Below are 13,843 nucleotides of genomic sequence, written 5' to 3' on the forward strand. Positions count from 1 at the left end.
CTTAAATTATCTCTGATAGAGAGATGAAGCTGTGTTCGTTGATAAAATAACTAAATGAAATAAATATAAGTAGGTGGAAATTATGAATTTATCTATTTCAGAAGGAACAATGGAAAAGTATTTAAAGAGTTGGGATGATAATGGTTATATCATCATAGAATCAGCAGTAAGCAAAGAACAGGTTCAAAAAACTGTCGATGCTATATTTTATTTTTTGGAAATGGATAAGAGTAACCATAGTGATTTTTATAACATGGAGATCCGTTCTCGTTCAGGAATTGATGAAATGGGACGGATTCCTTTTTATCATCATCAGTCTTTGTGGGATAATCGTCAGAATCAAATCATTTACTCTGTATATGAAAAGATTTTTGGTACCTCAGATTTACTGGTTAGTATTGACAGGGTAAATATGAATCCTCCAGTTAACGAAAACTGGAAATATGAAGGTTTTATTCATTGGGATATTGATGTTTCGAAACGCCCACTGGAAAGAAAAATACAGGGTCTTTTGAGCTTAACTGATGATAATGGTAATTCTGGTGGGTTCCAGTGTGTTCCCGGTTTTCATAAAGTTATCTATGAATGGCTATCAAAACAGCCAGAGGGATATAACAGTAGATTTCCTGATACAGCAGGGATGAATATTAAATCAATTCCATTGAAAGCAGGGGATTATGTCATTTTTGACAGTGCATTGCCTCACGGAAATATACCAAATACTTCAAATGAGCCAAGATTAGCTCAATATTTTTGCTTATTTCCACGGACAGATATTACAGAACAACAAGTTGCCGAAAGAATTGTAGCTTATAAAAAAGGTTTGCCGACGACGTCTATAACAGGGAAAGCTTTTCCGGTTAAAAAAGCGCACCAACAAGATACATCTCAGATACACTTAACAGATTTGGGTAAATTATTATTGGGGTTTTAGTACATTATACCTTAAGGTATCATTATGGAGACAAAAAATCATCGCATAGAGGATGATGCCATTGATGTTTCAATTATTCTTCCTCGCTATAATGAAAATTATTCTGTTATTGAAAAAACTATCCAGCGTATCCGAAACATTCAGGAGAAGTTGAAGGTACAAATAATTATAGTCAACGATTCAGATAAAAATAATTTTCATGACCAAGATGTTGTAAAAATAAAGAAAAATTATCCTGATGTTCTGGTGATCTCTAACTGTGGCAACTATGGAAAAGGCTATAGCATTAGAAGGGGCGTCGATTTAGCAAAAGGGAAATATGTTTTTTATACAGATATTGATTTTCCTATAAAAGAAAGTGATTTTTTTATTGCATACAGGAGGATTGAAGTTTCAAATGTTGACTTGGTTATTGGAGAGCGCTTTTCAAAGAATAAATCAAAAGCAAATTCATATCGGAAGATAACCAGTAAAATATTTTTAAAAATAGTCAATTTACTATTGAATTGCAAAGTTTCTGATTCTCAATGTCCATTTAAAATGTTGAAATCTGATGTGGCAAAAGAAGTATTTTCTAAGCAGAAGATTAATGGATACGCATTTGATGCTGAAATTATTTATCTGACAAATAGGTTATCTAAGAAATTAGATCAGTTCCCAGTGGCCTGGGAGGATACAAGAGAGAACTGGAGTCTGGCGAGGACGTTAATTAACTATAGCATAATGATACTTGGCGTTTTTTCCATTAAGATTTATTGGGTTATAAACGATCCAGAGATAATTTGAAGCGATTAATTAGCAGATGCTGTGATATTGATTTATCCTAATGAAATAGGTCTGATGATTTATTGTGATTCCTATGTTTTATTATAAATTATTGGGATGATTTACAGTGTTTGTTTTTTATTATCGGAGGGGTAATGGGGATTTATAATATAAAGGCTATTTTATTTGATATGGATGGGACTTTGGTTCAATCTTTATCGGAAGTTGAAATGATTTGGTCTAAATGGTGCGAAATGCAGAATGTGCCTATCCAACATGTATTGGAGATATGTCATGGTGTTCGTTCCAGAGATGTTATTTTGACTATTGCCCCACATTTGAATGTGGAAGAACAGGTTCAGTTATTGGATGATTTAGAAGTTCAGCACTCAGGTTCAGCACAAGCTTTATTTGGTGCAAAAGAATTTTTACTTTCTTTAAATGATTGCCCTTGGGCTGTAGTCACTTCAGCCAGCCAGAGAGTTGCATATCATAGAATGAATGTTTGTGGTCTTAAGATACCGGATCTCATCGTAGGGTCTGATGATGTACAGGACGGGAAACCACATCCAGCTCCTTACCTCATGGCCGCTGAACGTTTGGGAATGAAAGCCAAAGACTGTTTAGTTTTTGAAGATTCGTATGCAGGAATACAAAGTGCATTAGCAGCAGGTTGTGAGGTCATACAAATTGGGGGGCAAGAGAAAATACACCCTTTAGTTCTCGAAGTAATTCATCACTGGGATGAAATTAAAATTGATAAAATAGGAATGAATGCTTTTGAAATTAAAATTAATTCATAATTATGAATTAATTTTGTTATGACTCTATACCCTATGGATTTCGAGTTGCATCGCGGCGGCAAAGGAGAAAGTCCCCTGAGCATAGATAACTATGCGACTGGGGTGAGCGAGTGCAGCCAACAAAGAGGCAGCTTGAAAGATGACGGGTATATACACAACGGATTTCAAGATGAAGTGTATAACCCTGTGTGATTAAGTATAGCGTGGATTTTTATATAAACATTATGGTAGAGATGGATTATGAATAATGTGATTGCAACTAGAGCTGTTTTCTTAGCTGCTGGCATGGGAATTGCCGCATGGGCTCCTTTGATACCCTTGGTAAAAAATTTTTTAAATATTGATTCAGGAGAACTGGGTGTTTTATTGTTTTTTCTCGGTCTTGGATCAATTGTATCCATGCCTGTTACAGGATTTCTGACTACTTTATTTGGTTGCCGTAAGGTTATTATAATTTCAGGAATTTTTGCTATTGTCTCTTTACCGCTTTTAATATTATCTTCGAGTGTTACCCAGCTTGGAATTATGCTTTTTATCTTTGGGGCATCTATTGGTACAGTTGATGTTGCAATGAATATCCAGGCTGTAGAAGTGGAAAAAATTACAAAGAGAAACTTGATGTCAGGCTTCCATGGGTTTTTCAGTCTGGGGGGTATTTTGGGTGCGGCTGGTGTATCGATATTACTTTATATGAACTTTTCTGCTCTTGTCGCATGTCTGGTTATATCTTTTATATTATCGTTGTTATTCATTTTTTCTTTCTCCGGGCTTATCAATAATCACGATAATAATAAAGAAAGAAAGGATAAAGGTTTCTTTTTTCCGAAAGGTATTGTTATTTTGGCGAGCTTTCTTTGTTTTCTAATGGGGATCATTGAAGGTTCAGTTATTGACTGGAGCGGTGTGTTTTTAGTTAATGAACGTAATGTTGATATTGCATTTAATGGATTTGGCTATGCTGCATTTGCAGCAGCGATGACGACAGGACGATTTTTAGGGGATCGAGTTATATCTAATATAGGACGTGGAAAAGTCTTTTTTGCAGGGACATTTAGTATTTTTATCGGTTTCTTTATTGTTGTTAGTGTAAATTCGTTCTATCTCTATATGATAGGTTTTTTCTTTATAGGATTAGGTGCATCAAATATTGTTCCGATATTATGCTCTATATCGGGAACTCAAACAGTTATGCTCCCCGGTCATGCAATAGCGTCAATTGTTACATTTGGCTACTTTGGAATAATGATTGGGCCTGCGTTAATCGGGTTTATTGCTCAGAATTTTAGTCTTGAAACAGCATTTTATTTATTAGCTGTTGGTGCATTAATTATGTTAGTTAATTCAAGGTTTATAAAAAATAATTAATTTGTTTTTATATAAATAAACTTATCTTTTGTAATAATATTAAGGTGTGATTTTATGAAATTTCCACAATGGCCTGATTTTGCCGAAAAAACATTAAAAGATATTCAGCAGCCACTGTTATCCGGTGAAGTTAATTACTGGACCGGAAAAAAAGGCATGGAATTTGAAAATAAATTTGCCGACTGGATTGGTGCAGAAATGGCAATCTCCTGTAATTCAGGCACCTCTGCTGTGAATATTGCTGTGGGGGCATTAAATATCGGCCCCGGTGATGAAGTTATTGTTCCTTCATACACCTTTATTGCTACTTCCTTTGCTGTATTACAGTGCGGTGCTATTCCTGTATTTTGCGATACAACGGAAGAACACACTATCGACCCTGATAAAATAGAAGCCCTGATTACCGAGCGCACAAAAGCCATTATCGTTGTACATCTTTATGGTGTTGTCTGCGATATGGATGCAATTCTTGCTGTTGCCCGCAGGCATAATCTCAAAGTAATAGAAGACAGCGCGCAATGTCTCGGAGGAAAGTATAAGGGGAAATCTGTTGGAACGATTGGTGATGTTGGCACATTCAGTTTCTGTCAGTCCAAACATTTTACCACCGGTGGTGAAGGTGGCATGGTTGTGACCAATAATCCTGAAATCGGCTGGGAATGCCGCGCTTATCGTGATCACGGGTTTGATGTGAAAAGGAAGTTTGACTTACTTGCGTTGGAAGAGGTGTCATGGCATGTACATAATCGCATTGGCTATAATTACCGTATGACTGAAATTCAGTCGATCATCGGGATTAATGAGCTGGAGCGGTTTGATGACTGGAATATGCATAACCGTAAACAATACGCGAAAATCTATGATGCAAAATTTGCAGAAATCGATTTAATTCATAGCCTGCCGCTGAATAATGAAGACAGGCAAAACGCATATTGGCTATATCCTATTGTATTTGAGCTTGCCAAACTGGATTGTACAGCTGAAATCATTTTGCGTGATTTGAAAAAAATCGGTGTTCCCGCGTTCAAGATCCAGTGGCCGGAAGCTTATGGTGAACGGGTCTTCAGAGAGCTGCGTGGTTTTGGCTCTGCCAATTTCCCTTTCCATTCCAGTGAGTACACATCGCCTGAATCGGTCAATTATTGCGATGTTGTGTGTGAAACAGCCCGTTCTTTATTGCCCCGGACAATCAGCCTGTATTTACATCCTAGCTGGAATGAAGAGCATATCGTTTATTGTGCAGATCAGTTAATCACAGTGCTGGAAAATCACCGTATCCGCTGATTTTACTTACTTCTCGTAGAGAAATGGCAGGCCTTTACTCAAAATGGCCTGTCTATATCCTTTTTTCACTGAGACTTTCTTTTTTTCCTCTATTTCCCACTAACTAAGTGTTGTTTCTCGGTTCAGCTTAATAGATTATAGAGGGTTATATTGAAGCGCTTTTTGCATTGAGGAATAAAACGATGAGTGAGGCAGATACTCGCCCGACAAACTTTATTCGTCAGATTATTGACGAAGATTTGGCAACTGGTAAACATACTTCCGTACATACCCGTTTCCCGCCTGAACCTAACGGCTATCTGCATATTGGTCATGCAAAGTCGATCTGCCTGAATTTCGGCATTGCACAAGACTATCAGGGGCAATGCAACCTGCGTTTTGACGATACGAACCCGGTTAAAGAAGATATTGAATACGTTGAGTCAATCAAGCAAGACGTACAATGGCTGGGTTTCCAGTGGAGTGGTGATATCCGTCATTCTTCTGATTACTTCGACCAGCTGCATCAATACGCCATTGAGTTAATCAATAAAGGTCTGGCGTATGTGGATGAGCTAAGCCCTGATGAGATCCGCGAATATCGTGGTACGTTGAAAGAGCCGGGTAAAAACAGCCCATACCGTGATCGTAGTGTGGAAGAAAACCTTGCGCTGTTCGAGAAAATGCGGGCGGGTGAGTTTGCAGAAGGTAAAGCGTGTCTGCGTGCCAAAATTGATATGGCTTCTCCTTTTATGGTCATGCGCGATCCGGTTCTGTATCGTATCAAGTTTGCAGAACACCATCAGTCTGGTAATAAATGGTGCATCTATCCGATGTACGATTTTACCCACTGTATTTCCGATGCGCTGGAAGGAATTACGCATTCTATTTGTACACTAGAGTTTCAGGATAACCGCCGCCTGTATGACTGGGTATTGGATAACATCACAATTGACTGCCACCCGCGTCAGTATGAGTTTTCCCGCCTGAATCTGGAATACGCAGTAATGTCCAAGCGTAAACTGAATCAGCTTGTGACTGAAAATATTGTTGATGGTTGGGATGATCCTCGTATGCCAACCATTTCAGGCCTGCGTCGTCGTGGCTATTCTGCTGCGTCAATCCGTGAATTCTGCCGCCGTATCGGTGTAACTAAGCAGGATAACAACGTTGAAATGGCTGCACTGGAATCCTGTATCCGCGATGATCTTAATGAACATGCACCACGAGCTATGGCAGTTCTTGATCCGGTGAAACTGGTTATTGAAAATATGCCGGAAGGTGAAGTTATTCTGACCATGCCTAACCATCCGAATAAGCCGGAAATGGGCAGCCGTGAAGTACCATTCAGCCGTGAGCTCTATATTGATCGGGCAGACTTCCGTGAAGAAGCTAACCGTCAGTATAAGCGTCTGGTCATGGGCAAAGAAGTACGTTTGCGTAACGCTTATGTTGTTAAAGCTGAGCGTGTTGAGAAAGACGCAGAAGGCAACATCACCACGATTTACTGTCATTACGATGAGCAGACACTGAATAAAGATCCGGCTGATGGCCGCAAAGTGAAGGGTGTTATTCACTGGGTAAGTGCAGTACATGCCGCGCCAGCTGAATTCTACCTGTATGATCGTCTGTTCAGCGTGCCAAATCCGGGAGCGGAAGAGGATTTCCTGTCCACGCTTAACACCGAATCATTAGTGGTACGTAAAGGTTTTGTTGAGCCGGGTCTGGCCAATGCCATGCCGGAAAAAACTTACCAGTTTGAACGTGAAGGATACTTCTGTGCTGATAGCAAACTTTCAACGGCTGAACACTTAGTGTTTAACCGCACTGTAGGTCTGCGTGATACCTGGGCGAAAATCTCTAAAGAGTAATATCAGCTAAGAACACATACCTGATAGATGTCTAGTTGTATCGAGATGGTATGTGAATGGTAAATTCGCGGTAACGAATTTGCCTAGTCAAAAGCTGGTTTCCGTTCTGGTGAGAGGTAAAAGCCTCTCACCAATCTTTAGCAGAATGGGTAACGGTATACCTTGTGCATTGTAATTAGAATAGGGTTCTATTAAGAAATAATAATTTTTCAAAATATCATTGTCATATGGAGTTAATATGCATGGATTAGCTACATCACGAGATTGGGTATATAGAGCACCTGAAATAAGGAAAGTCGAAAGAATAGAGGCTTATTTTTTAAATCACGGTTATGACCCTCATAGACATGATACCTATGCAATTGGGAAGACTTTGTTTGGAGTTCAGAGTTTTCACTATCGTGGTAAGATGCAACACAGTCTTCCTGGTAATACGATGGTATTACACCCTGATGAAGTTCATGATGGCGAGGCTGGAACGAGTGCTGGTTTCCACTATCAAATGATATATATCGAACCATCAATGATACAAGAAATAATAAAAGGAAAACCATTACCATTTATAAAAAATGGCATCACCAGTGATCCCAATATTTTTAGGGCAACGAATGCTATTTTACAAAATATGGATTGCAGAATAGATCCTCTGGAAGAAGATGATGCCCTTTATGATTTAGCTGTCTCATTAGTTGAAGCAAGTGGATCTGCTTTAAATAAAAAAAGAAATTTTGATTATTTTGCTGCGGAAAGAGCAAGAGAGTATATTCACTCAAATTTAGATAAAAATATAACATTAGATGAGCTTGAACGTAACGTAAATCGTGATCGCTGGAGTCTTTCGAGAGATTTCAGGTTATTATTCGGAACAAGCCCTCATCGTTATATGACAATGCGCAGGTTAGATATAGTAAAATCCTGTTTAATTGTTGGAGATTCTATTACTGATGCTGCGTTGATAGCAGGCTTTTTCGATCAAAGCCATATGGCAAGACATTTCACAAAAACGTTTGGCTTAACACCAGCACACTGGAAAAATATAAACAGAAATAATCACCATAAAAACTTTATATGTTAATACAAACGATATGATGAAGCGCCTCCACCTTCAAATATAAAATAAATAATTCTAAGTTGAATGTTTTAGTATCACTGAAAAGTGAAATCTATTTTTGTATTATTTAAAGATGGAGGAAGTGGCGAACGCGTCTTATATTAAGTTAATGCCAGCAAAAAAATCATAAGCCATAAAAATGGTAACAATAGCCAGCATAGTACCCATTACTTTATTTAGATGATTAAGCCATGAGGTATTTTTTATCTGTTTGCCAATAATTTCGCCAAAAAATGCATAAAGCCCTGGCGCGCCAGCTCCACCAATTGAAATCAGTACCGATACTAAAAATATCATTGGTCCTGTAATATGAGCCGCAGGAAACATAATCGTAGTGACAGGTAAGACGACAAGTACACCTTTGGGATTTAATGCTTGAATTAAAAAACCATTCCAAAATGTAAGAGTTTTATCAGGTGTTGCTATTACCTCTCTATTATCTAACTGTATATTAGATGTTACCATTTTAAATGAAAGATAAAATGTATATAAAGCGCCAAGCAACGAAATATAAGGCATTGCCTGATGAGAGATAATAGCTTCCCCTATATATCCTAACAGTATAAATAACGTAAGCATTGCACTGCCTACACCAATAAAAAAGCCGATCGTTTTTTTAAATTGACCGGTTAAACCAGAGTTCATGCCCATAAAGTTAACAGGGCCTGGGCTATACATTACGCCAAGGGTATAAAGAAATATTTCCATACAATCTCTCTAAATAAATTTTAAATTTTTATAATCTTGAAATAGACTGCTGTTCAATCAACATTGAATCATTTGTGAAGAGATAATCCTTTTATTGCTTTATCTACCGATTTCTTTGGGCCATGCACAGCGAGGCCGACTAAATTCATGTTATCCGCATCTTCAGCTAAAAAAATTTCTCGGTTCGCTGCATCGTGATTTGTTGAAAACATAGTATAGACGTAAGGAACTAGAAGGAGAGACCGCTCCAAGCCTTTCCTATGAACACGTTGAAGTTCATCAAGATCAGCACCAAAAATAAGCATAGGTTGGCCACACATACTTCCATATTTATGGCCAGAAGAGTCAATATAGGGGGTACCTATAATCTCCGATGCAGATGAGGCAATGCCTGTTGCGAGGAATGCAACCACATTCAGTTTTTGCCAGGTCTGTAAGTCATCCCGCACTATGAAAGCAATTTTCGTATCAAACATTTTAAGTCATTCTCCATACGTTGTTATGTGAACAATATATTTAATTAACGGCAGTATATTTGTCTTGTACGTTTGTGCATGGATGTATTCCACACCTGATGAATCTTAAAAAGTCTCGGTTCCAAAGAGAGATTAAGTATGATTTTCATCACTTTTTTTATATACAAAAGAATCGTAATGAAAATTAAGCCCTTCTACCAAGATTAAAAATTGCCTTATAGTCACATGTTGTGTAGGGTTATTTTGTGTTGATGCTATGTCATTTAAATCGTGTTATTGAAGCCATATTGCTTAAATGATGTTGTTCATAACATGTTGTTTAAACGCATTTTAATATGTCAGAAACAGCCTTTTGTTCTGGGCGAAAAAATAAACTCGGACGAGGTCATTATTAATGAAAAGCATTAAATTACATACTTTGGCAGCATTTCTCATGGCGGCAGGGTTCACTGCGGGGGCTTGTGCAGAAAACATTCGTACGGAAATGACATCACAGCAGGTAGTGGATTCACTTAGCAAATTACATGTGAATTTCAGTATCGTAGACAATCAGGCCGGAGCACATGGGACTAATTGCGCCATTTTAGGTGCAGACTGGGCAGCTTGTAATCGGGTCAATATCATATTGACTAATGGTGATCAGAATATTGATTCTGCGGATTGGTCACTCTATTTCCACAGTATCCGCCAAATCCTCAGAATTGATCATGAGCAATATAAAATCACTCACATCACAGGGGATCTACATAGGCTGGAACCGACTGAAAAATTCAGGGGCATCAGAGCGAATGAAAAAATCATACTGCCAATTATTGGTGAATACTGGCAGGTTTATAGCACTGATTTTATGCCGCGCTGGTATGCCACATCCGGTGATGCCATCCCTAAGGTATTGGTAAATACAGATACTGAAGATCTGAGTGCATTTTTATCTCCTTTTCAGGGAGAGCAGTGGAAACGCACCACAACGGATCATAATGTCCTGATGACACCTGAAAACCGTTTTGAGAAAAATCGGCAGATGGTGCTAATTAGTGAAGATAAATTGCGTGGGAAGATTATTCCGACACCTAAAAAGGTGACGATTCACTCACAGGATGTCAATTTGTCCCGTGGAGTAAAACTGGAACTGGGAGGGTTGAGCGGCCAGTCAGTCAGGGTGATTCGGGATCGTTTTGCTGCTCACAAGATTAAATTAACCGATAATGGTTACCTGATTACAACGCAAATTAATGCCGACAAATTTGCGGGTGACTGGCGGGTGAAAGGTGCTTATTCGCTGGATATCACCCCCAAGGGAGCACATATAGTTGCTTTTGATCAGTCCGGCGTGTTTTACGGTCTGCAATCGCTGTTTTCCCTGATCCCGGCTGATGGCGTACCGAAAATTGCCACACTAACAGCACAAGATGCACCCCGGTTTGAGTATCGTGGTACTTTCCTTGATGTCGGGCGTAATTTCCATAGTAAAGAAGCTGTATTGCGCTTGCTGGATCAAATGGCTGCTTATAAGCTGAATAAATTCCATTTCCATTTAAGCGATGATGAAGGCTGGCGTCTGGAAATTCCCGGTTTACCGGAGCTAACAGAAATCGGCAGTAAACGCTGCCATGATTTAAGTGAGACAAAGTGCCTGCTACCACAGTTAGGCTCAGGGCCGGATAGCAATAATATGGGAAGCGGTTACTTCAGCCGTCAGGATTACATTGATATTCTGGAATATGCCAAAGCCCGTCAGATAGAGGTGATCCCGGAAATTGATATTCCGGCTCATGCCCGTGCAGCGGTGGTGTCAATGGAAGCCCGTTATAATAAACTGATGGCAGAAGGAAAAGAGCAGGCAGCTAATGAATATCGCTTGCTCGATCCGACAGATACCTCAAATACAACATCTGCACAGTTTTATGATCGCCATAGTTATCTGAATCCATGTATGGACTCTTCCAAACGTTTTATTGACAAAGTTATCAGTGAAATTGCCGACATGCATAAAGAAGCCGGTTCACCGCTGACAACATGGCACTATGGGGGGGATGAAGCGAAAAATATTCGTCTGGGCGCGGGATATCAGGATAAAGATGGCCCGATTGAGCCGGGTAAAGGGATCATCAATAAGAAAATTGAAGATAAGCCGTGGGCAAAATCTCAGGCTTGCCAAAAAATGATTGCGAAGGGGATTATCAAAGATGTTGATGAACTGTCCAGTTATTTTGCGGTTGAAGTCAGTAAAATCGTTAATAAATATGGCATTGATACGATGCAATCATGGCAGGACGGACTGAAACATGCGAAATCAGTAAAAGACTTTGCTACACGACATGTCGCGGTAAACTTCTGGGATACGCTTTATTCGGGCGGCGCGGATTCTGTTAATGACTGGGCCAATAAAGGCTATCAGGTCATTATTTCCAGTCCTGATTATGTTTATCTGGATATGCCCTACGAGGTCAATCCGAAAGAGCGGGGTTACTACTGGGCTTCCCGTTTTAATGATGAAGCGAAAATCTTCAGTTTTGCACCCAATAATATGCCACAAAATGCTGAAACTTCGGTGGATATCAACGGAAACCATTTTAATACAAACAGCGGTAAACGCTGGCCGGGAGCATATGGGTTGTCAGGGCTGTCATGGAGTGAGACTGTGCGCACTGATGAGCAGATGGAATATATGATTTATCCGCGCTTATTACCGTTGGCAGAACGGGCATGGCATCAGGCTGAGTGGGAGCAGAATTACCAGCAGGGAAGGGAGTATAAAGGTGGAATTACACGGTATGTAGACACCGATAAGCTTAATAAGGACTGGCTGCATTTTGCTAATCTGGTGGGACAGCGCGAAATGGCTAAACTGGATAAAGCTCATATTGCGTACCGTCTGCCGATACCCGGTGCAAGAATTATCTCCGGGACACTGGAAGCGAATATCGCCTTGCCGGGTCTGACTATTCAGTATTCATTAGACGATGGAAAAACATGGGAAACTTATGATGACAGACAGCGACCGCATGTTAATGGTCAGGTGAAAATTCGTTCTGTCAGCACTGACGGCAAGCGTTTCAGCCGGGTGGAAGAAGTATCCTCTGAATAATCTTAAAGCGGCTCCTTAATAGGATATTCAAAAGCAACCTGCCGATTAGTCTTAGCTAATCGGCAGTAGCTTCTCTGACAAGGTCAGACACTAGAAGTAGCAGTAAATGCTGACTTCTTATCGTGCTTTCTCATCATGTAACGAACCGTCTTTGCGACAATCGCCTGTAGTGCAGTGACCATACAGGTATAGACTATGATTTGACAGCTTGATTCCATAACGTGTTGCGATATCTTTCTGACGTTCTTCAATGGATTCATCGCTGAATTCAATCACTTTACCGCAGTCGAGACAAATTAGATGGTCATGGTGATGTTGTTGAGTGAGTTCGAAAACCGATTTACCGCCTTCAAAATTGTGGCGTGTAACAATGCCGGCATCATCGAACTGGTTCAACACGCGATAGACAGTGGCGAGGCCAATCTCTTCACCGATATCAATCAGTTTTTTGTAGAGATCCTCCGCACTGACATGATGGCATTCTGGGTCCTGTAGCACTTCCAGAATTTTCAGGCGAGGAAGTGTTACTTTAAGTCCAGCATTTTTCAATGCTTTATTGTTGTCGGTCATGCGGATTCAGTCCTGTAGCTTGAGTTTAGTGAACTTAACAATACATACCCATCGTTTTTCAAATCGCCTTTTTGTTGGCGGTACTCATTTATTTCTGTCACATAGTGAACTATGTCCGGAGGATGAGTATCCTTGCCATCGTGATGCGACTCAAAATCCATAATTTATGGGTATTATTGTGAGAGAATCATGATTTAGTTTCACGTTGTAGATTATAGGCATGGATATTGAAAATGAAAACCATGCCTATCGCGTTATCATGACACATTATTCAGGAATTATCCTGTGCAAAAGACGTTTCTTGTGTCCATCAGATGCCAGAACAATTTTATGCGCCAAGGATTTCTGACAGGCTCATTTCAGCCGTGATCTGTTTTACCCAAGTTTCAACACGTTCATCAGTCAGTTCTGGCTGGCGATCTTCATCAATGGTGAGACCAATGAAGTGTTTATCGTCTGCCATTCCTTTTGATTCTTCATGGTGATACCCTTCGATTGGCCAGTGACCAACGATAATTGCACCACGAGGTTCGATGACATCGCGAATGGTGCCCATGGCATCACAGAAATACTCTGCATAATCTTCCTGATCACCGCAGCCGAACAAGGCAACCAATTTTCCTTCAAAATTGATTTCTTCCAGTGTCGGGAGAAAGTCATCCCAGTCACATTGAGTTTCGCCGTAATACCAGGTTGGAATGCCTAGCAGCAGGATATCGAAAGCTTCAAGATCTTCTTTGCTGCTTTTGGCAATATCGTGGACTTCCGCAACATCAGCACCGCCCAGTTTTTCTTGGATCATTTTGGCAATGTTCTCTGTGTTGCCAGTGTCGCTGCCGAAGAATATACCTATTATTGCCATAAAGTGGATTAACCTCTTGTTTTATGT

The 13,843-nt window shown here is 39.8% G+C and carries 12 protein-coding genes; 8 read left to right on the forward strand and 4 right to left on the reverse strand.

The features are described 5' to 3' along the window. The first annotated feature begins 82 nt into the window (after positions 1-82). The 7 genes from AACX68_RS11085 (at position 83) to AACX68_RS11115 (ending at position 8,076) form a co-directional block, all read left to right on the forward strand. Positions 83-934 (forward strand): phytanoyl-CoA dioxygenase family protein, encoded by an 852-nt coding sequence (locus tag AACX68_RS11085; protein WP_228859189.1) that lies wholly within the window; start codon positions 83-85, stop codon positions 932-934. Positions 935-958: 24 nt separating this feature from the next. Continuing rightward, on the forward strand, positions 959-1,720 hold the full coding sequence (locus AACX68_RS11090) for a glycosyltransferase (protein ID WP_228859190.1): 762 nt from the start codon (positions 959-961) through the stop codon (positions 1,718-1,720). Positions 1,721-1,854: 134 nt separating this feature from the next. After that, entirely contained in the window at positions 1,855-2,502 is a 648-nt protein-coding gene (locus tag AACX68_RS11095) for an HAD-IA family hydrolase (RefSeq protein ID WP_228859191.1), read from the forward strand. A gap of 240 nt (positions 2,503-2,742) precedes the next feature. Then, the gene (locus AACX68_RS11100) at positions 2,743-3,867 is read left to right on the forward strand and encodes an MFS transporter (protein WP_228859192.1); all 1,125 of its coding nucleotides are present in this window, start codon (positions 2,743-2,745) and stop codon (positions 3,865-3,867) included. A gap of 54 nt (positions 3,868-3,921) precedes the next feature. Further along, positions 3,922-5,151, forward strand: a complete 1,230-nt coding sequence (locus tag AACX68_RS11105; RefSeq protein ID WP_228859193.1) for a DegT/DnrJ/EryC1/StrS family aminotransferase — start codon at positions 3,922-3,924, stop codon at positions 5,149-5,151. A gap of 182 nt (positions 5,152-5,333) precedes the next feature. Continuing rightward, positions 5,334-7,001 carry a glutamine--tRNA ligase gene (gene glnS, locus AACX68_RS11110; RefSeq protein WP_228859194.1) on the forward strand — a complete coding sequence of 556 codons (1,668 nt, stop codon included), beginning with the start codon at positions 5,334-5,336 and terminating at the stop codon, positions 6,999-7,001. A 238-nt stretch (positions 7,002-7,239) separates the two neighbouring features. After that, the gene (locus AACX68_RS11115; protein WP_228859195.1) at positions 7,240-8,076 is read left to right on the forward strand and encodes an AraC family transcriptional regulator; all 837 of its coding nucleotides are present in this window, start codon (positions 7,240-7,242) and stop codon (positions 8,074-8,076) included. Between the two features lie 132 nt (positions 8,077-8,208). On the opposite strand, the gene AACX68_RS11120 is transcribed toward AACX68_RS11115, so the two are convergent. Both AACX68_RS11120 and AACX68_RS11125 read right to left on the reverse strand, forming a co-directional pair. Continuing rightward, positions 8,209-8,820: a LysE family translocator gene (locus AACX68_RS11120; RefSeq protein ID WP_228859196.1), complete on the reverse strand. Its 612-nt coding sequence runs from the start codon at positions 8,818-8,820 to the stop codon at positions 8,209-8,211. A gap of 68 nt (positions 8,821-8,888) precedes the next feature. Then, a complete protein-coding gene (locus AACX68_RS11125; RefSeq protein ID WP_228859197.1) occupies positions 8,889-9,296 on the reverse strand; it encodes a DUF2000 domain-containing protein in 408 nt (135 codons plus the stop codon). A 394-nt stretch (positions 9,297-9,690) separates the two neighbouring features. Between AACX68_RS11125 and AACX68_RS11130 the strand changes: the two genes are divergently transcribed. Further along, positions 9,691-12,384 carry a beta-N-acetylhexosaminidase gene (locus tag AACX68_RS11130; RefSeq protein ID WP_228859198.1) on the forward strand — a complete coding sequence of 898 codons (2,694 nt, stop codon included), beginning with the start codon at positions 9,691-9,693 and terminating at the stop codon, positions 12,382-12,384. 117 nt (positions 12,385-12,501) lie between these two features. Here the strand turns inward: AACX68_RS11130 and fur are convergent, their stop codons facing one another. Both fur and fldA read right to left on the reverse strand, forming a co-directional pair. After that, positions 12,502-12,954, reverse strand: coding sequence for a ferric iron uptake transcriptional regulator (gene fur, locus AACX68_RS11135; protein WP_099111135.1), 453 nt, complete (start codon positions 12,952-12,954; stop codon positions 12,502-12,504). Positions 12,955-13,282: 328 nt separating this feature from the next. Continuing rightward, a complete protein-coding gene (gene fldA, locus AACX68_RS11140; protein ID WP_086956021.1) occupies positions 13,283-13,816 on the reverse strand; it encodes a flavodoxin FldA in 534 nt (177 codons plus the stop codon). Between the last annotated feature and the right edge of the window lie 27 nt (positions 13,817-13,843).

This window comes from Xenorhabdus sp. PB61.4 (assembly GCF_963894935.1).
Classification (GTDB): domain Bacteria; phylum Pseudomonadota; class Gammaproteobacteria; order Enterobacterales; family Enterobacteriaceae; genus Xenorhabdus; species Xenorhabdus stockiae.